Origin of the sequence: Polaromonas hydrogenivorans, from assembly GCF_040105105.1 — a bacterium.
Classification (GTDB): Bacteria; Pseudomonadota; Gammaproteobacteria; order Burkholderiales; family Burkholderiaceae_C; genus Polaromonas; species Polaromonas hydrogenivorans.
On sequence record NZ_CP157675.1, the window covers coordinates 1,548,316 to 1,565,889 of the forward strand.

Genomic DNA, 17,574 nt, shown 5'->3' on the forward strand with positions numbered 1-17,574 from the left:
TTGGATTTCTCCTCAAGCTCCGCCCTTTAGGGCGGGGTAGTTGACGCCTGTACTCCTGTGGACGCTTGGCGGATCGCGGCGAGTTCCGCCCGGATTTCTTCGGCAAAGTGATGGCTGACATGGCGCTTGTAGGCCGGGCTTCCGTTGACATCGTCAAACCAGCCGTCGGCGGGAATGGCCGAATCAAGGGCCTGGCGAAGCGCATCGGCCGACACGTCCCCGGGCAGTCGCAACTGCACCGGACGGGGCGTTGCGGCCGTGACCGTCAGCAAGATATCTCCGCCGCTGTGCGCCTGGGTGGCCGCCAGCAATGCGGCCGAGCGGCCCAGGTGCGTGAGCGCCGCGCGCCGGATGGCGAAGCGCTTTGAAAGCGCGCTGGCGGGCAGATGGATGCTGCGCAGCAATTCGCCGGGCTGCAGGATGTTGCGGTTGTTGCCCGTCACGAAATCGACGGCGGCCACGGTTCTTGAACTGCCATCCCGCGACAGCAGCGTGAGCTGCCCTTCAAGCGCGACCACCAGCGAGGTGATGGCACCCGCCGGCAATGACATGCAGAGATTGCCACCAGCGGTGGCTGCATTCCATATCTTGAAGGAAGCGAGCAGGCATTCGCAGCAGGCGGCGATGAGGGGCACAGCCGTCCAGGACGCTTCACCGCGGAATGCATGCAGGTCGGCGATGCGGCAGGTGGCGGCAATGTCCAGCCCGCCGGCCGTTGGCGTCAAGGCTGGCCAGCCCAGGCCGTGCAGGTCTATCAGGGTTCGCAGATGGGCTTGCGGCTCTGAAAAAAGCCAGGTGCCGCCCGCCAGCCAGGCATCGCCAGCCTGCCACTGGCCGACTTCATCGGCCGTGGCGGGGCGTTTGACGGAAGTAATCGTATTGAGGTTCAAGGTAGCGCCCCGGTTGGGTAAAAAATGAAATGCCTCTGGTTTAACGCAGATCCTTGATGGCGCCTGGCCCCGGGCCGGGCGTGACCAGCGTAGGCCATTGGTGCGAGCCAAAGGGTACGACGGGCGGCAAGAAGGGCTGCATGTTGCGTTTGCCTGCTTCTGCAACGATGGCGTCGCGCGCATCGCCACCCATCAACTCGTAGTCCATCAGGCGGCCGTTGCCAAAAAACAGCTGGCCCACCGAGCGGTCGGCAATGATGCGGGTCAGCGAGCCCAGCATGTCGGCCTTGCTGGTGGTGAACGACACGGTTTCAATCAGGATCAGGCGGTCGTTGATGGCTTCGGGGCCGAAAAACTGCGCCAGCACGCTGAAGATCACATTGTTCTGGCGGGTGACGTAGATGGTGTTGCTGGCGCCATAGGTTTTGTTCCAGTCACTGCCGAGCAGTGTTTTCCATTCGGCGACAACCTTCATCCAGTGCGCAACCTGGGTCTGCGCGGCCCAGCTGACGTTTTTGGCGAGAAACGGGGCTTGCCTGACCGAAAACGCCTTGAGCGCGTCATAACTGATGTCGCCTTTCTTCAGGCATTCGTCCATGAAGGCGATGTTGGCTTTCAGGATGGTGTGGTTGTTTTCGCGCCAGTCCGGTGGCATGGCCGTCGCGCTGACTGATTCGAGCGCACTTTGCATGCGGCTGCGAAAAGCCAGCATGGGCGCGACCCATGACTTGTCCTTTGGATTGTCCAGGTAGGGCCCCACGACCTGCGCGAGCGCCATGGTGCTGTGGCCGACGGATTTAAGCAATTGATAGACCAGCGGAACGGAAGGCGCTTCCAGCGGCGGCTGGCCAGGACGGTAAAGCGTGAAGCTGCCGCCAGCCCCGGAAAACAGGGCGAGGATGACGGGGTGGTTGGCCAGGATGTTGCTGCGAAAGACATCCGATGCATCGCCATACAGATCAAACATGGCCCGGTTCAATGCCAGCAGATTGGCATTTTCAATATCGCCAGCAGCCAGCAAGGGCGTGCCGACCAGGTTTTTGAGGTCCGCCGGAAGTTCCGCCGCACCGGCCATCATGGGGAGCGTGGCGAGCGCCAAAAAAGCGAGCGAGGCGGTGGCGCGGCGCGCCAGGAAAATGGCAGATTTCAATGGATTTCCTTCAAAGAAAATAAAAAAACCGCGGCACCCTGCGTCAGGCCTTGCGTCGCGTTGCGCCTGGCCTGGTTGGGCAATGCCGAGGATTTGATCACCGCCTGCCGGCCGCTGGCAAGCGGTCAATTTTGACTGTATGCATTTTGTTGCAAGTCGGGCAAACTCGGCAGTACTTGCCCGCTTGCTGTTTGTTCTGGGTGAGTCCTTTCATGGCCTGTGCGCCGGTCTGGTTGGATTGATTCAAATAAAAAGCTGGGACTCCCCATGAACCGTAGCAATCACCACGACACCGGCAGACGGCAGTTTTTACGGCATGCCGGCCTGGGCGCGGCCAGCCTTGGAGCCCTGCCGCTGCACAGCCTGGCGGCAGGCATTGAAAACCTGCCCTTTGGCAACGGCGCCCGCGAGCTGGTGGCCTATCCGCAAAAGCGGCCCCTGCTGCGCATCACCACACGGCCGCCGCATCTGGAAACACCCTTCAATGTTTTTACTGAAGGGGCCATCACGCCCAACGATGCTTTTTTTGTGCGTTATCACCTGGCCAATTTCCCGACGACGATTGACGCGCAAGCCTATCGGCTCAAGGTCGGCGGCCATGTGAAGCAGCCGCTGTCGCTTTCGCTGGCGGAACTGAAAGCGCTGGCCGAGCCGGCGGAGGTGGTGGCGGTCAATCAGTGCTCGGGCAACAGCCGCGCGTTTGCGCAGCCGCGCGTATTCGGCGCGCAGCTGGGCAACGGATCAATGGGCAATGCGCGCTGGGTGGGCGTGCCGCTCAGGGCGGTGCTTGAAAAAGCGGGCGTCCTGGCCGGCGCCCGGCAGGTGGCATTCAACGGGCTGGATGCGCCGGTGCTTGCGGTAACGCCGGATTTCGTCAAGGCGCTGAACATCGACCTGGCGCTCAGCCCCGAGCCTTTGATTGCCTGGGCCATGAACGGGGCGGATATTCCCTTTCTGAACGGCTACCCCATCAAGCTGATCGTGCCGGGCTATTTCGGGACTTACTGGGTCAAGCACCTGAGCGAGATCGAGGTGCTGGACCACGACTTTGACGGTTTCTTCATGTCAACCGCCTATCGCGTTCCGGACAACGCCTGCATCTGCGTGCCCGCAGGCACCGCCCCCACGGCGACGCGGCCCATCACCAGTCTGCCGGTGCGTTCTTTCATGACCGGCCTGGCCGACGGTGCGCATGTTCCGGCCGGGCGCGCCCTGCTGCTCAAGGGCATCGCTTTTGACGGCGGCAGCGGCATTAAAAAGGTGGAAGTGTCCGAAGACGGCCAGCCGTGGCGGGAGGCCGCACTGGGCCAGGATCTCGGGCGGTTTTCATTTCGCGAATGGCGTCTGCCGCTGACGCCTTCCAGAAAAGGACCGATGACGCTGAGCGTCCGGGCCACCAATAGGCAGGGTGATGTGCAGCCCGCGACCGCCAGCTGGAACCCCGGCGGTTATGCGCGCAATGTGATTGAAGTGACCCGCATCGTTGCGGTTTAGGAGCGGTTGATGAAGAACTCCAGACTGCCTTTTCTGCGCACCGCCATGCTGGTCCTCGGCCTTGTTGGCGGCGCGGCGATGGCGCAGCCGGCATCGCTGACGCCTTTGAAGCCGCTGACCATCAAGCTGCCGCCCGAGACCGCCAGGCTCAAGCCATCTACCTTGCCCGGTTACCAGGCCGCCCTGCAGAAATGCGGTATTTGCCACTCCGCCGACTACATCAAGCTGCAGCCGCCCGCCATGACGCAGCCGCAGTGGACTGCCGAAGTGCGCAAGATGCAGCATGCCTACGCCGCACCGCTGACTGACAAGGAAGTCGCTGACATTGGCGAGTACCTTGCGGTCACTTATGGTGGAGCCAAACCCTCCGGCATGGCCGCCGCAGTTCCGCCGCCTGCCGCCAGCGCTGCCAACACAGCAGCTAGAGCCGTTGATGTCCAGGCGCTGCTGACGGCAAACGCCTGCCTGGGTTGCCATGCCATCGGGCAGAAGATCGTTGGCCCGGCCTACCAGGAGGTTGCACGCAAATACAAAAACGATGCGCAGGCACAAAACAGGCTGGAGGCCAGCATCCGGTCCGGAAGCTCGGGCAAGTGGGGCACCGTGCCCATGCCTGCGTTTGCAGCGCTCAGTCCCCAGGAGCTGGCGGCACTGGCGGCGTTTGTGCTTGCTCAATAAGTGAAATCACGCGTTAGTTCATTAAAGAAAGATCCATCATGCGCCGTCGCCAATTTGCCCTGGGAGCCGCCTATGCTGCGGCAGGCACCTCATTCATGGGGCTTGCCGCTTGCGGCGGCGGCGACTCCGCCGTGCCTGCACCGGCCCCCAGTCCCGTTCCCACGCCCGTGCCTTCAAGCGCCGTGCAGATTCACCTGCCCGCCGACCACTACCTTCACCGTGGCGCACCCACGGAATGGTGGTGGCACATCGGCACGCTCAAGGCGGGAAGCCGCACCTTTGGGTTTGAGATCAATGCCGCGTCCTTCGCCAAGGATGGTTTTGCCTTCACACAGATCATGCTGGCCGACATTGCCAACAACAAGCATTACCAGCGCACCACGCCCTACATTCCGCCATTCATGTTCGACCCCGACAACTGGGCCCAAAACGATGTGAACAAAGACTGGTCGGTCAGACTGGGCGATCCGGCCAACAAGCTGTCGGCGCTGGAACTGACCCATCCCGGCAGCGGCTACACATCCGCCCCGACGGTTGTGATCACTGGCGGAGGAGGGGCGCTGGCTTCGGGCATCGCGGTGCATGACCCCGCGACGGGCAAGATTGCCAGCGTCGTGCTGTTTGGCGCGGGCCTGGGCTACACCTCCCTGCCCACCGTCACGCTGGTCGGAGGCGGCGGCACGGGCGCTACCGCGAAGGCCCTGTTCACCTATGTGAGCATGGATGCAGGGCAATTGCATTTGAAGAAATTTGAGCGGAAAGGCCAAAAGCTGGTGTTCACTCAAGCATTTTTCATTGCAAGTGAACCTGATGCTGATTCAAGCTTTCTCGATACTGCCCGATCCACGCACTGGTCCTGCACAACGCCATGATCTCAAGGAGATGATCGTGATGACGCTGAGCGCCGTGCTGTGCGGGGCGGACAACTGGGTGGACGTAGCCGAGTGGGCCAGCGATAACGAAGACTGGCTCAAAAAATACCTTGTCCTGGAGCAGGGAACACCCTCGCACGACACGTTCGGGCGCGTCTTTCGCCTGCTGGACGCAGAGGTTTTCGAGCAATGCTTTCGCCGCTGGATACGAGGCATTGCGGGCAATGTCAAAGGCGTGATTGCCCTGGATGGCAAGACGCTGTGCGGCTCGTGCGATGGCGCCAACACGGCGCTGCACATGGTTAGCGCCTTTGCGACAGAAAGCGGCTTGTGCCTGGGCCAGGAGGGCACGCGGGGCAAGGGCCACGAGATTGTGGCCATCAAGGCGCTGCTGGAGGCGCTCACACTCAAGGACTGCACCGTGACCATTGACGCCATAGGCTGCCAGAGGGAAATCGCCGAGAAAATCGTCGGGCAAGGCGGCCACTACCTGCTGGCGCTCAAGGCTAATCAGGGTACGCTCTTTGAGGCGGTGGCGGAGTTCTACGCCGAGGGCCAGAGGCACGGCTTTGGCAGCCTTGCGGTGAGTCGCTTCGAGACGCTGGAAAAAGACCATGGGCGCATTGAGACGCGGCGCCATGTATGGGTGGGCAAGCTCGACTGGATGGAGCCGTCGTTGCGCGATGACTGGAAAAACCTTGCAGGCGTTGGCATGGTCGAGCGCCAGCGCGAGATCAAGGGCAAGGTGTCGGTGGAGCGCACGTTTTACATTGGCTCCGAAGGCATCTCATCGGCCCAGACGCTGGCCAATGCGGCACGGGGGCACTGGGGAATTGAGAACCGCCTGCACTGGGTGCTCGATGTCACGTTCCGCGAGGACGAGTGCCGGGTGCGCACAGGCCATGCCCCGCGCAATCTCTCGACGATAAGAAAGTTCGCTTTGACGCTGCTGCGCCAAGACCAGCAGTACCCCAAACGCAGCATGCGAAGCCGCCGCAAAACCGCTGACCGACTCACCGATTACAGGGAATCACTCCTGGACCTTCAGCCTCGGGGTTAAATGCAATTGCCCTGAGCATGGATGCGCCCTGGGCCGATCCGAGTAAAAACATGCTGGTCAAGGCCGCGCTGGTGGACGAAACCACCGGCATTCTGGTGGACTTCGACTTGAAGCTGTCGCAAAACGGACCGCCCTTCATCGTGTGGGGCACAGGCGTCAACGGCGGCAGCAGCAGTTTTGACACCAACGCGGCGACGCACCTGAAAAACAACAATTACTATTACTCGCTGACGCGGCTCCAGACCTCGGGCAGCGTCACGCTCAATGGCGAAAAGCTGGACGTGAGCGGCGTGACCTGGATGGACCATGAATACGGCGCATTCGGTACCGCCATCAACCCCGTCAAATGGGTCTTGCAGGACATGCAACTGGACAACGGCGTGTGCATCTCGAACTACGCGACCTATACCAGCGGGGCGCCGGTGCTCAACCAAAAGGCAAAAAGCGAAGCCACCGTCCAGCGGGCCGACGGCACGACCTATCTGGTGGAGTCCTTTCTCACGCCCACCGGCAGAACATGGACCAGCGGCGTGTCGGGTACAACCTACAACATGCAATTCCAGATCGATATTCCTGCGTTTAACGCATCGCTCGTGGTCACCAGCCTGATGGATTCGCAGGAGTTTCCGGTGTTGACCAAACCCACCTACGAAGGCGTTGCCGGTGCAACCGGGACTTTCGAGGGTAAAAAAGTGACGGGAACGGCCTGGAATGAGCAGTCTGTCTAGGCATTTTCCGCAGTCGGCGGGGGCTTTAATGCCAGCCATGCCACCCACCAGCATTTTGCTGATTGACGACCATGCCCTGTTTCGCTCAGGCATGCGTCTGGTGCTGCTGGCCGGCATGGTCAATGTCGAGGTGCTTGAGGCCGCATCCCTTGAGCAGGCGGTGCGAACCGTCACCTCGCCACCGGCGCTGGTGCTGCTCGATATCCAGTTGCAGGGCGTGAACGGACTGGAAGGGCTGGGCCTGTTCAAGCAGCGCTGGCCGGGCGTTCCCCTGGTCATGCTGTCATCGGCGGCCGAGCCTGAAACGATTCGCCTGGCGTTGTCGCGAGGCGCAGCGGCTTTTGTCTCCAAGGCCGACACGGCTGAAAAGATCATCAAGGTCATTGAACAGGTCTTGAGCGGCGTGCCGGATGCGAGCGCAGGCATGGCGCGCAACACGCCGGCCAACGCCACACCCAGGCCGCGCCTGACACCGCGCCAGTGCGAGGTGCTGGACCTGCTGTGCGAAGGCCTGTCGAACAAGGTGATTGCGCGCCGTCTGGAGCTGTCGGAATTCACGGTGCGTGGACATGTGCAGGCTGTCCTGGGTTTGCTGGGGGTATCGAGCCGTTCGCAGGTCATGTTTGCCGCACGCCGCAGCGGACTGATTGGCTGATGCCCGGCAAGCTGCTGTGGCTGACGGAAAGCCATGTGCTGGTGGAGCAGGTGCGCCTGCTCTGCGCGAATGTGGGCAGTTCGGTGATTCCGACGTTTGTGCTGCTTGGCCTTCTGTTCTGGGTGCTTTCCGGCGACGTCAATGTGATGTGGCTGGGCTTGTGGTGCGCGGTCACGGCGCTTTCCAAGCTGTGCTGCTGGCTGCATGCCAAACGCCAGCTTTCCAGGGGGGTGAGCGTTGACGGCGTCCCCCGTCTGGTCTGGATGCTGATTGCTCTCAATGCCCTGGATGGCGCCATCTGGGGCGCCTTGCCCTGGGTGGCGCTCGATACCGCTCACCTGGCGGGCAGCGTTCTGGTCATCGCGGTGCTGACCGGCGTTGCGGCCAATTCCATGTCGCTGCTGTCGCCGGTGCTGCCGGTATTCGTGGGATTTGTCATTGCCGAGATGATTGCCGGCGTGAGCAAACTGTTTCTGATTGGCGACCCCGCTTACAGCGCCCTGGGCATCGCCGGTTTTTTGTACTTCGCCATCATGATGGGGCAGGCGATCAACATTGCCCGCACCACGCGAACTTCCATTGACCTGCGCTTCGAGAATATCGAGCTGATGGATCAACTGCGCAAAAAAACCGCTATCGCCGAAGCCGCGCGCCATGAAGCCGAAGAGGCCAACGCCGCCAAGTCCAAATTCCTCGCTGCGGCCAGCCACGACTTGCGCCAGCCGATTCATGCCCAGGGCCTGTTCCTGGAAGTGCTTGGCCAGACTCCTCTGACCGCGCACCAGCGCGAGGTGCTGGACTGCGCCCGGTCGGCCTCGCTGGCCTCCAGCGAGATGCTCAACACCTTGCTGGATTTCTCACGCATTGATGCCGGCGTGGTCAGGCCGCATATCCAGCCTTTTCAGCTGCAGACCCTTTTGCACAAAATAGAAAATGACCTGGCGCCCCTGGCCGATGCCAAGGGCATGGTGTACCGCTCGCGTGAAACGCGCGCGACCATCAATTCCGACGCCACGCTGGTTGAAATGATCTTGCGCAACCTCGTCTCCAATGCCATCCGCTACACCGAACGCGGCGGCGTTTTAATCACCTGCCGCAAGCGCCGCCACCTGGCGGTGGTCGAGGTCTGGGACACCGGCATCGGCATCGCGTTTGAAAACCAGCAAGACATCTTCCGTGAGTTTCACCAGCTGGGCAACCCGGAGCGGGACCGGCGCAAAGGGCTGGGCCTTGGCCTGGCGATTGCAGATGGTCTGGCCAAGGCGCTGGGGCGCGATTTGTCGCTGTCGTCCAGGCCGGGAAGAGGCAGTGTGTTCCGGCTGGCGCTGCCCCTGAGCCACGCCACGGTGGCGCCAGTGGAGCCGGTCTGGAAGCCTGACCCGGCGCATCTGCAAGGCATGCATGTGCTGGTGGTTGATGATGACGAAGCCGTTGTGCTGGGCATGGCGCAATTGCTGCAAGGCTGGGGTTGCCGCTGCGACACCGCAGGCTCGATTGCCGATGCGCTTGCCCTGGCCCGGATGCATACGCCCAACGTGGTCATCAGCGACTACCGTCTGCGCGAGCAGCGCACGGGCGCGGAAGCCATCTCCGCCCTGCGCGGCATGCTGGGAAAGCAAATACCCGCCCTGATGATCACCGGCGATACCGCCCCGGAACGGCTGCGCGAGGCCATGGCCAGCGACGTGCCGCTGTTGCACAAACCCGTTGCACCCGACCAGTTGTACCGGGCTCTGGGCGAGTTGATGCGAAGTATGGCGGCAGGCTAAACATTGGCAGCGGCAACGCGGGGAGCAGGCTGAACGCAGGGCGGGTAGGGCTGAAGGTGAAGGTTTGACATCCTCCCCTCCCTAAAGGGAGGGGATTCCTACGGCGCTAAACATGAGCTACCTCACGCATAGTCACTTCGGTGGGTTCCTGCTTCACAGAGGCTGGTTTCGTCTTGCGCTTACGCGCAAGGCCAGAGCCGTCCTCTCCACAGGCTGTAACGCGGTGTCCCCGCGCCAATATATTCAACGCGCCGACGACATCGGCATGGTTCTCGTAGCCACAATCCACACACGCAAACCGAGCCTGCGTTTGCCGGTTTTCTTTGGCTACGTGACCACAGGCAGGGCAGGTCTGGCTGGTGTAGTGCGCAGGCACTGCAATGAGCATCCCGCCGCGCCAAGCGAGCTTGTATTCCAACTGGCGGCGAAACTCAAACCAACCCTGATCGAGGATGGCTTTGTTCAATCCCGACTTGGCCGCGACGTTTTTCCCCGGTGCTTCGGTAGTGCCTTTGCTCGACTTGGACATATTGCCAACCTGCAAGTCCTCAATAGCGACCATTGCGTGGTTTTTGCTGATCTCTGTTGTGGCTTGGTGCAGGAAGTCTTTGCGGGCGTTACCAATACGGGTGTGGATGTTTTGCACCTTCCTTTTGGCTTTGTGCCAGTTCCGGCTGTTTTTGACTTTGCGGCTCATGCGCCGCTGGTACTTTTTGAGCCGCTGTTCGTGCTTCTTGAAGCTGTTCAGCGGCTCAACAAAACTGCCGTCACTCATCGTGGCGAATCGGGCTATGCCCGCGTCGATTCCAATGGCGCTGGTGGCTGCTGGAATAGGTTGCCCGACTTCGCGCTCGGTCTGGATGCTGGCAAACCACTTTGCGCCCGACTGACTGATGGTGATGTTTTTGGCCGTGCCAAGAATGCCCTGGCTGTTGCGATAACGAATCCAGCCCAGCTTGGGCAGCTTGATGCGGCTGTTGGCCTGGTCGATCTCAAAGCCTTGCGGAAACCTGAAACTCTCGCCACTTCCGCGTTTTTTAAAACGTGGAAAGTCTGCGCGTTTTTCAAAGAAGTTTTTGAACGCTCGCTCAGAATCTTTAAGCGACTGTTGCAAGGATTGCGAAGGCGACTCCTTGAGCCATCCAAACTCTTTTTTCCACTCAGGAAGGCGATTGGCCATATCGACGTAACCGATGAATTTGCCGCCTGCTGCGTAGTTGGCCTTTTGAATATCCAACGCCTTGTTATAGACAAACCTGCGCGCCCCGGCGAAGCGGCGTATGTCGCGCTGCTGCCCGCCGTTTGGCATCAGCTCGAATTTAAAGGCTTGCAGGCGCTTCATTTTTTCTTGTTCAAGAAACCGTCGATAGCGCGACGAATTAACTCAGCAACTGAAAGACCAGTTTGTTTTGACAACTCTTGTAGCTTCTCAACCGAAGGCTCTGTCAGATAGATGTTTGTCCGTTTCATACATTCATCATGCACCAAAATAGAATTCAAATACAGTGACGGCTTCGCCGTCCACGCTATCCATCCCCGGCCTGAAGGCTGGGGTTTTTCGCTCAAACTGATAAAAGAGGCATGACCCTGCCATCAATGATTGATCAACCCGCTGAAGTGCAACGCCTCCTGCAAAGCGCCACCCGTTTGGAAACGCCTTGTGGCGGTGGCGACCTGGTCTGGCATGCCTGGGGTCAGGCAACCCGCAATCCTGCCCTGGCGCCGCTCGTTTTGCTCCACGGCGGCAGCGGCAGTTGGACGCACTGGCTGCGCAACATCGAGGCGCTGGCCGAATCCGGTCGCTGGGTGCTGGTGCCCGATTTGCCCGGCTTTGGCGACTCCGCCGTTCCCCGGCATGGCACGGACGCCGACGCGATTCCCGAATTGCTTGAACAAGGGCTGCAGCGCCTGCTGGGCGAACAGGCCTGCGATCTGGTGGGGTTTTCCTTTGGCGGCATGGCGGCGGGTTTGGTGGCGGCGCAGTTTGCGGCGCGGGTGGCGCGGCTGGTTCTGGTCGGCGCGCCGGGCCTGGGGGTTGCGCCGGAAAAAGCCGTCCGGCTCAATGCCTGGCGGCATCTGGCCGAGGCCAGCCGGCGCGATGAAGTGCACCGAAGCAACCTGGCCGCGCTGATGCTCTGTCATCCCGAGTCCATTACCGAAACGGCCTTGCGCCTGCATGTGGCGAACGTGCTGCGCGACCGCATGAAAGGGCGCAGCCTGTCGCGCACCAATGTGCTGGCCCGTGCGCTGGTGCATGTGCAATGCCCGGTGCATGCCATCTATGGCGCTGAAGACGCGCTTTACCGGGGAAAGATGCAGGCGCTGGAGCCGGCGCTGCGGCTGGCTCCCGGTTTCAGGGCGCTGACGCTGGTTGAAGGGGCAGGGCACTGGGTGCAGTTTGAGCGGGCCGAAGCCTTTGACGAGGCGCTGCTGTCCACGCTCAACGCAGCCTTGTAGGCTGCCAATTTCACCTCGATCAGGGGATTACTTTTCGATGGCCAGCAGTTCGACTTCAAATGTCAGCGTGGCATTGGGCGGCACCGCATTGCCCGCGCCGCGATCACCATAGGCCGTGGCGGGCGGGCAGGTCAGCGTCGCCTTGCCGCCGACCTTGATTTTTTGCATGCCTTCGGTCCAGCACGGCACCACGCGGTTGAGCGGGAACGAGGCCGGCGTGCCGCGCTTGATGGAGCTGTCGAATTCCTTGCCGTCGGCCAGCGTGCCGCGATAGTGGACCTTGACGGTGTCCGACGCCTTGGGCTGGGCGCCCGTGCCATCGACCGTGTGAACGATCTTCACGCCCGAAGGCAGGGTTTCGGGCGGTGCAACGGCGAAGGCGCTGGAGGCAAAAGCGACGAGGGCGAGCAGGGAAAGAAGTGATTTCATGGGGTCTTTGTGAGTTGCGGAGTTCTGCATTGTCATCCAGTACGGGCGCTGCGCCGGCATCGCATGTCGCCCGGTTTTCGCGTTTTATGTCAGGCGTAGTCCGCCACCGGAATGCAGCTGCACGACAAATTGCGGTCGCCATAGACGTTGTCCACCCGGCCGACCGGTGGCCAGTATTTCACCGCCTTCAGGCTGATCAGCGGGAAGGCGCCGGTTTCGCGCGAATACGGCCTGTCCCAGTCAGCGCCCATCAGGCTGGCCGCCGTGTGCGGCGCATGCTTGAGCGGATTGTTGTCCTGCGGCCAGTGGCCGTTTTCGACCTGGCGAATCTCTTCGCGGATGGCAATCATGGCGTTGATGAAACGGTCCAGTTCGGCCAGGGTTTCGCTTTCGGTGGGCTCGACCATCAGCGTGCCGGGAACCGGAAAGCTCAGCGTCGGCGCATGAAAGCCGTAGTCCATCAGGCGCTTGGCCACATCTTCGGCGGTCACGCCGCTGGTTTCCTTGAGCGGGCGCAGGTCCAGGATGCATTCGTGCGCGACATGGCCGTTCTCGCTCGCGTACAGCGTCGGGTAACAGTCCTTCAGGCGGGCGCTGATGTAGTTGGCGCTCAAAATCGCCACTTCGGTCGCCTGCTTCAGGCCTTCAGGCCCCATCATGCGGCAGTACATCCAGCTGATCGGCAGCACAGCGGCATTGCCCAGCGGCGCTGCCGAAATGGCGCCGACGCCGTTGACATGAATGCCCGCCGTGGCATGGCCGGGCAGGTAAGGCACCAGATCGGCCACGACGCAGACCGGACCCACGCCCGGTCCGCCGCCGCCGTGCGGAATGCAGAAGGTCTTGTGCAAATTGAGGTGGCTCACGTCGCCGCCGAACTCGCCGGGCGCGGCCACGCCGACCAGCGCATTCATGTTGGCGCCATCGACATACACCCGGCCGCCGTGCGCATGCACCAGCTGGCAGAGTTCCTTGACCTGCGTCTCGAACACGCCGTGGGTGCTGGGGTAGGTGATCATCACGCAGGCCAGCTTGTCGCTGTGCTGTTCGCACTTGGCCTGCAAATCGGCCATATCAACATTGCCCTGCGCATCGCAGGCGGTCACGACCACCGTCATGCCGGCCATCTGGGCGCTGGCCGGATTCGTGCCGTGGGCTGATGACGGAATCAGGCAGATGTTGCGGTGGCCCTGGCCGTTGGCGTCAAGATAGGCCTTGATGACCAGCAGCCCGGCGTATTCGCCTTGCGACCCGGCGTTGGGCTGCAGGCTGATGCCGGCGTAGCCCGTCGCTTGGCACAGCCAGTCGCGCAGTTGCTGGTCGAGTTCGGCATAGCCCAGCAGCTGGTCGTGCGGCGCAAACGGATGGATGTTGGCGAACTCGGGCCAGGTGATGGGAATCATCTCGCTGGTCGCGTTGAGCTTCATGGTGCAGCTGCCCAGCGGAATCATGCTGCGGTCCAGCGACAGATCCTTGTCGCTGAGCTTGCGGATGTAGCGCAGCATGCCGGTTTCGGAATGGTGGGTGTTGAACACCGGATGCGTCAGGAAGGCGCTGGTGCGGCGCAGCCCGGCCGGAATCAGCGACTCGATGCCCTGCTCGAAGCTGCTGACCACCGGCACGGTCTGGCCGGGCTTGGCAAAGAAGGACCAGAGCATTTCGATGTCTGAGCGGCTGGTGGTCTCGTCGAGCGACACGCCGAGGTGATTTTTTAAGCGAAATCTAAGGTTAGCGCACGACTGGCGGGCGCGTTCAGCTATCGAAACCGTAGCATCTCCGGTCTTGATGGTGACCGAGTCAAAAGCGCCCTGGTTGGTGATGTCGTAGCCCATCTCGCGCAGGCCATGGACAAAAATCGCGGTGTAGGTGGCCACGCGTTCGGCGATGCGCTTCAAGCCTTGCGGGCCGTGATAGACCGCATACATGCTGGCCATCACGGCGGGCAGCACCTGCGCGGTGCAGATGTTGGAGGTGGCTTTTTCGCGGCGGATGTGCTGCTCGCGGGTTTGCAGCGCCAGCCGGTAGGTCGGATGGCCGTGGCTGTCAACGCTCACGCCGACCAGCCGGCCGGGCATGGAGCGCTTGAATTCGTCGCGGCAGGCCAGGTAAGCGGCATGCGGGCCGCCGTTGCCCATCGGCATGCCAAAGCGCTGGGTGCTGCCCAGAACGATGTCGGCATTCCATTCGCCCGGCGGCTGAAGCAGCGTCAGCGCCAGTAGGTCGGCGGCGACGCACACGGCAGCGCCCACGGCATGCGCAAGCACGGCCAGCGGGCGCAGGTCATGAATCGCGCCGCTGGTGGCCGGGTATTGCGCCAGCACGCCGAAGTAGTTGCCCTCGGCCATGAGTTGCGTCACCGTGCTAGACGCGGTGCTGACCCTGACTTCAATACCCAGCGGCTTGGCGCGGGTCTGGATCACTTCGATGGTTTGCGGATGGCAGTCGCCCGCGACGATGAACACATTGCTTTTGCTTTTCACGCTGCGTTTGGCCAGCGTCATGGCTTCGGCGGCGGCCGTGGCTTCGTCGAGCATCGACGCATTGGCCATCGGCATGCCGGTCAGGTCGCAGACCATGGTCTGGAAGTTGATCAGCGCTTCCATGCGGCCCTGCGAAATCTCGGCCTGGTAGGGCGTGTAGGCGGTGTACCAGGCGGGGTTTTCCAGCACGTTGCGCAAAATCACGCCGGGCGTGTAGGTGCCGTAATAGCCCTGGCCGATAAAGCTCTTGAAGACCTTGTTCTTGGCGGCCATGGCCTTGAGCTGCTTGAGCGCGGCCGCTTCCGTGACGGGCGGCGGAATCGCCATGGCGCTGCTGCGGGCAATCGAGCGCGGAACGATGCCATCAATCAGTTCCCGGCGCGAGGCCGAGCCGACGACGCTGAGCATGTGGACTTCGTCAGCCTCGTCAATGCCGATGTGGCGGGCAATGAATTCGGAAGGATTTTCAAGCGCGCCCAGCGGCGTGGCGGATGGCATCAACATGTCAAGATTCCCGGGTCAAGCTTTTTCAGAAAAGGCGGTGTAGCTGGTTTCGTCCATCAGCGCATCGAGCTGCGACGGGTCGGACAATTTCACCTTGAAGAACCAGCCGGCGCCCAGCGGGTCGGAATTGGCCAGCGAAGGGTCGTCGCGCAGCGCTTCATTGACTTCGGTGATTTTGCCGCTGACCGGCATGTACACATCGGCCGCAGCCTTCACCGACTCGACCACGCCAGCGGTGTCTTTCTGGGCCAAGGTCGTGCCGACTTCGGGCAGCTCGACAAACACCACATCGCCCAGCGCATCCTGCGCATGCACGGTGATGCCGACGGTGGCGATGTCGGCATCAAGCTTGAGCCATTCGTGGTCTTCGGTGTATTTGACGGTCATGAGGTTCTCCAGGAGTTGTATGAAAAGGGAAAAATAAATCAGCCGCGATGGTAGCGGGTGGGCACGAAGGGCATGGACGTGACTTCCATCGGCACCGGCTTGCCGCGCACCATGGCATTCACGCGCGTGCCGATGGCGGCGAATTCCGGCTGGACGTAGCCCATGGCGACGGGCTGGTTGATCGTGGGGCCGAGCAGTCCGCTGGTGACTTCGCCGATGGGCGTGCCGTTGGTGCTGTGCAAGGCGGTGTGGTCGCGAACCGGAATGCGTTCGAGCGCCATCAGGCCGACGCGTTTTCTGGACAGCGCGGCGGGGTTGTCCAGTTGCGCAAGGATTTTGTCGGAACCTGGAAAACCGCCTGCCCGCGCGCCGCCGCTGCGCCGGACTTTTTGCATCGCCCAGTTCAGGCTGGCCTCGACCGGCGTGGTGGTGGTGTCGATGTCATTGCCGTACAGGCACAGGCCGGCTTCCAGCCGCAGCGAGTTGCGCGCGCCCAGGCCGACGGGCTTGACTTCAGGCTGAGCCAGCAAGGCTCTGGCCAGCGTGTCGGCTTGAGAAGCATCAACCGAAATCTCGAAACCGTCTTCTCCGGTATAGCCGCTGCGGGTCAGGAAACAGTCGCAGCCCGCCACCGTGAACCGGCCGCCGGTCATGAACACCAGTTGCTCCACGCCCGGCGCCAGGCGCTGCAATGCGGTGACGGCTTGCGGCCCCTGCAGCGCCAGCAGCGCCATCTCGGGCATGGGAATGACCTCGCAGCGCTGGCCGATTTTGGCCTGGATATGCGCGATGTCGCCCGCCTTGCAGGCGCCATTGACGATGACGAAAATATCGCCGCCATTGGCATGGTCGCGGTTGAAGAACATCAGGTCGTCAATGATGCCGCCCTCGTCATTGAGCAGCAGGCCGTAGCGCTGCTTGCCCGGGGCCAGGTCGATCACATCGACGGGCATCAGACTTTCAAAGGCGGCTGCAGCATCCGGTCCGACGAGCCGCAACTGGCCCATGTGCGACACGTCGAACAGGCCTGCGGCGCTGCGGGTGTGCAGGTGTTCGGCCATCAGGCCGGCCGGGTATTGCACCGGCATGGAGTAGCCGGCAAACGGCACCATGCGTGCGCCGAGTTCGACATGCAGGTCATTCAGCGGCGTTTTGAGCAAAGGGGCAGGGGTGGCGGAAGATTCGTGGGACATGGCGTTCTCCGGGGGCAAACATGAATCCATGGCCAAAAGCCATGGGCTGCCCCTGCTGTCCACTTTACCTGAGAGATTCACCTGGCGATGCAGGTTTGCTCCTTCGGTGGACCGCTTTGAAAACGGCCTCTCTCCAGTAGGGAACGCCCTGCGGCGGCATGCGCTGCGGGACGGTTGCCAGTCCTTTTGCCTGAGCGTTCAGTCCACCATTGGGGGTGGCACATGCGCCTTCGGCGGTTTTCTCGGGGAAAACTCTCTCCTGACCGGGCAAGTGTAATGGAAGCGGTTCTCAGGCTGCCATGTCTGCCAGTGAGTTGTCGGGCAGTAGCATTTCAATCCGCTCGCCAATGGAGCTTGCACGTTCATGGCCGGCCACCGTCTCGATATGTTCCAGAATCAGGCGTGAGGCGGCCAGCATGCTCTCGCGGTCCTTGGCATTTCGCAGTGCTTCGCGAAAGTGTTCGGCCATCTCCGGGTGGCGCCGGGCAAACATGCGCTCGCAGATGTCAAACAGGAACATGCGCGTGGTCGCCAGCGAGCGCTTGCCGTCAAATCGGTCGGCGGCCGGCCGGGCCGGCAAGGGTGGGGTTGCGGTGACCAAGGGGCGTTCTGGAGCCGCTTGTGTTTCCAGGAAGCCTTCTTGCAGCAGGCGCAAGACCATTTCCTCTCCGCTGCCGTCAAACAGGAGCTTGAAATCCTGCACCGACTTGCTGCCGTCAGCCAGCAACAGCAAGGTGCGCTCGCGTTGACCCAGCGTGCGCACGCCGGGTTTCAGTTCAGCGCGCGCCCGGTTGGTTTTGTGAAGCTGCATGGAGGTTCCCTATGGGA

Annotated in this window: 17 protein-coding genes and 2 riboswitches; of the genes, 8 read left to right on the forward strand and 9 right to left on the reverse strand. The window is 61.9% G+C overall.

Annotated elements, in window-relative coordinates; all coding sequences use genetic code 11:
- Window positions 1–26: 26 nt before the first annotated feature.
- Complete coding sequence (locus tag ABLV49_RS07285; RefSeq protein ID WP_349280954.1) at window positions 27–890, reverse strand: FAD binding domain-containing protein; 864 nt, start codon at window positions 888–890, stop codon at window positions 27–29.
- A gap of 40 nt (window positions 891–930) precedes the next feature.
- Window positions 931–2,040: a hypothetical protein gene (locus tag ABLV49_RS07290; protein ID WP_349280955.1), complete on the reverse strand. Its 1,110-nt coding sequence runs from the start codon at window positions 2,038–2,040 to the stop codon at window positions 931–933.
- Window positions 2,041–2,307: 267 nt separating this feature from the next.
- On the opposite strand from ABLV49_RS07290, the gene ABLV49_RS07295 reads away from it, so the two are divergent.
- From ABLV49_RS07295 to ABLV49_RS07325, 7 genes are read left to right on the forward strand one after another with little or no spacing between them, the layout of a single operon-like run.
- Complete coding sequence (locus ABLV49_RS07295) at window positions 2,308–3,534, forward strand: molybdopterin-dependent oxidoreductase (protein WP_349280956.1); 1,227 nt, start codon at window positions 2,308–2,310, stop codon at window positions 3,532–3,534.
- Window positions 3,535–3,543: 9 nt separating this feature from the next.
- On the forward strand, window positions 3,544–4,212 hold the full coding sequence (locus ABLV49_RS07300) for a c-type cytochrome (RefSeq protein WP_349280957.1): 669 nt from the start codon (window positions 3,544–3,546) through the stop codon (window positions 4,210–4,212).
- Window positions 4,213–4,250: 38 nt separating this feature from the next.
- On the forward strand, window positions 4,251–5,084 hold the full coding sequence (locus tag ABLV49_RS07305; protein WP_349280958.1) for a hypothetical protein: 834 nt from the start codon (window positions 4,251–4,253) through the stop codon (window positions 5,082–5,084).
- Complete coding sequence (locus ABLV49_RS07310) at window positions 5,023–6,144, forward strand: ISAs1 family transposase (protein ID WP_349276371.1); 1,122 nt, start codon at window positions 5,023–5,025, stop codon at window positions 6,142–6,144. The genes ABLV49_RS07305 and ABLV49_RS07310 overlap by 62 nt, the downstream gene beginning before the upstream one ends.
- Window positions 6,145–6,161: 17 nt before the next feature.
- Window positions 6,162–6,872: a lipocalin-like domain-containing protein gene (locus ABLV49_RS07315; protein ID WP_349280959.1), complete on the forward strand. Its 711-nt coding sequence runs from the start codon at window positions 6,162–6,164 to the stop codon at window positions 6,870–6,872.
- A 37-nt stretch (window positions 6,873–6,909) separates the two neighbouring features.
- Window positions 6,910–7,527 (forward strand): response regulator transcription factor, encoded by a 618-nt coding sequence (locus ABLV49_RS07320; protein WP_349280960.1) that lies wholly within the window; start codon window positions 6,910–6,912, stop codon window positions 7,525–7,527.
- Complete coding sequence (locus tag ABLV49_RS07325; protein ID WP_349280961.1) at window positions 7,527–9,296, forward strand: ATP-binding response regulator; 1,770 nt, start codon at window positions 7,527–7,529, stop codon at window positions 9,294–9,296. The genes ABLV49_RS07320 and ABLV49_RS07325 overlap by 1 nt, the downstream gene beginning before the upstream one ends.
- A gap of 106 nt (window positions 9,297–9,402) precedes the next feature.
- Here ABLV49_RS07325 and ABLV49_RS07330 read toward each other — a convergent pair whose 3' ends face one another.
- Both ABLV49_RS07330 and ABLV49_RS26015 read right to left on the reverse strand, forming a co-directional pair.
- On the reverse strand, window positions 9,403–10,638 hold the full coding sequence (locus ABLV49_RS07330; protein WP_349280962.1) for an RNA-guided endonuclease InsQ/TnpB family protein: 1,236 nt from the start codon (window positions 10,636–10,638) through the stop codon (window positions 9,403–9,405).
- Complete coding sequence (locus ABLV49_RS26015; RefSeq protein WP_432280021.1) at window positions 10,635–10,766, reverse strand: ribbon-helix-helix protein, CopG family; 132 nt, start codon at window positions 10,764–10,766, stop codon at window positions 10,635–10,637. The genes ABLV49_RS07330 and ABLV49_RS26015 overlap by 4 nt, the downstream gene beginning before the upstream one ends.
- Window positions 10,767–10,877: 111 nt before the next feature.
- Between ABLV49_RS26015 and ABLV49_RS07335 the strand changes: the two genes are divergently transcribed.
- Entirely contained in the window at window positions 10,878–11,753 is an 876-nt protein-coding gene (locus tag ABLV49_RS07335; RefSeq protein ID WP_349280963.1) for an alpha/beta fold hydrolase, read from the forward strand.
- Window positions 11,754–11,780: 27 nt separating this feature from the next.
- Here ABLV49_RS07335 and ABLV49_RS07340 read toward each other — a convergent pair whose 3' ends face one another.
- From ABLV49_RS07340 to ABLV49_RS07360, 5 genes are all read right to left on the reverse strand, one after another.
- Entirely contained in the window at window positions 11,781–12,182 is a 402-nt protein-coding gene (locus ABLV49_RS07340; RefSeq protein ID WP_349280964.1) for an FKBP-type peptidyl-prolyl cis-trans isomerase, read from the reverse strand.
- A gap of 89 nt (window positions 12,183–12,271) precedes the next feature.
- On the reverse strand, window positions 12,272–15,166 hold the full coding sequence (gcvP, locus tag ABLV49_RS07345; RefSeq protein ID WP_349280965.1) for an aminomethyl-transferring glycine dehydrogenase: 2,895 nt from the start codon (window positions 15,164–15,166) through the stop codon (window positions 12,272–12,274).
- Window positions 15,167–15,181: 15 nt separating this feature from the next.
- Window positions 15,182–15,553 carry a glycine cleavage system protein GcvH gene (gene gcvH / locus ABLV49_RS07350; RefSeq protein ID WP_349280966.1) on the reverse strand — a complete coding sequence of 124 codons (372 nt, stop codon included), beginning with the start codon at window positions 15,551–15,553 and terminating at the stop codon, window positions 15,182–15,184.
- Between the two features lie 38 nt (window positions 15,554–15,591).
- Complete coding sequence (gene gcvT / locus ABLV49_RS07355) at window positions 15,592–16,746, reverse strand: glycine cleavage system aminomethyltransferase GcvT (RefSeq protein ID WP_349280967.1); 1,155 nt, start codon at window positions 16,744–16,746, stop codon at window positions 15,592–15,594.
- Between the two features lie 45 nt (window positions 16,747–16,791).
- A riboswitch (glycine riboswitch) is annotated at window positions 16,792–16,893 on the reverse strand.
- Between the two features lie 21 nt (window positions 16,894–16,914).
- Window positions 16,915–17,018, reverse strand: a riboswitch (glycine riboswitch).
- Window positions 17,019–17,035: 17 nt separating this feature from the next.
- Window positions 17,036–17,557, reverse strand: coding sequence for a hypothetical protein (locus ABLV49_RS07360; RefSeq protein ID WP_011802061.1), 522 nt, complete (start codon window positions 17,555–17,557; stop codon window positions 17,036–17,038).
- Between the last annotated feature and the right edge of the window lie 17 nt (window positions 17,558–17,574).

Bases quoted from the DNA above. Each gene is read 5' to 3' on its own strand.
- ABLV49_RS07310 (WP_349276371.1), top strand. From the start codon at position 5,023: ATGCTGATTCAAGCTTTCTCGATACTGCCCGATCCACGCACTGGTCCT.
- ABLV49_RS07305 (WP_349280958.1), top strand. From the start codon at position 4,251: ATGCGCCGTCGCCAATTTGCCCTGGGAGCCGCCTATGCTGCGGCAGGC.
- ABLV49_RS07325 (WP_349280961.1), top strand. From the start codon at position 7,527: ATGCCCGGCAAGCTGCTGTGGCTGACGGAAAGCCATGTGCTGGTGGAG.
- ABLV49_RS07330 (WP_349280962.1), bottom strand. From the start codon at position 10,638: ATGAAGCGCCTGCAAGCCTTTAAATTCGAGCTGATGCCAAACGGCGGG.
- ABLV49_RS07335 (WP_349280963.1), top strand. From the start codon at position 10,878: ATGACCCTGCCATCAATGATTGATCAACCCGCTGAAGTGCAACGCCTC.
- ABLV49_RS07315 (WP_349280959.1), top strand. From the start codon at position 6,162: ATGGATGCGCCCTGGGCCGATCCGAGTAAAAACATGCTGGTCAAGGCC.
- ABLV49_RS07360 (WP_011802061.1), bottom strand. From the start codon at position 17,557: ATGCAGCTTCACAAAACCAACCGGGCGCGCGCTGAACTGAAACCCGGC.
- gcvH (WP_349280966.1), bottom strand. From the start codon at position 15,553: ATGACCGTCAAATACACCGAAGACCACGAATGGCTCAAGCTTGATGCC.
- ABLV49_RS26015 (WP_432280021.1), bottom strand. From the start codon at position 10,766: ATGAAACGGACAAACATCTATCTGACAGAGCCTTCGGTTGAGAAGCTA.
- ABLV49_RS07340 (WP_349280964.1), bottom strand. From the start codon at position 12,182: ATGAAATCACTTCTTTCCCTGCTCGCCCTCGTCGCTTTTGCCTCCAGC.
- gcvT (WP_349280967.1), bottom strand. From the start codon at position 16,746: ATGTCCCACGAATCTTCCGCCACCCCTGCCCCTTTGCTCAAAACGCCG.
- ABLV49_RS07300 (WP_349280957.1), top strand. From the start codon at position 3,544: ATGAAGAACTCCAGACTGCCTTTTCTGCGCACCGCCATGCTGGTCCTC.
- gcvP (WP_349280965.1), bottom strand. From the start codon at position 15,166: ATGTTGATGCCATCCGCCACGCCGCTGGGCGCGCTTGAAAATCCTTCC.
- ABLV49_RS07295 (WP_349280956.1), top strand. From the start codon at position 2,308: ATGAACCGTAGCAATCACCACGACACCGGCAGACGGCAGTTTTTACGG.
- ABLV49_RS07320 (WP_349280960.1), top strand. From the start codon at position 6,910: ATGCCACCCACCAGCATTTTGCTGATTGACGACCATGCCCTGTTTCGC.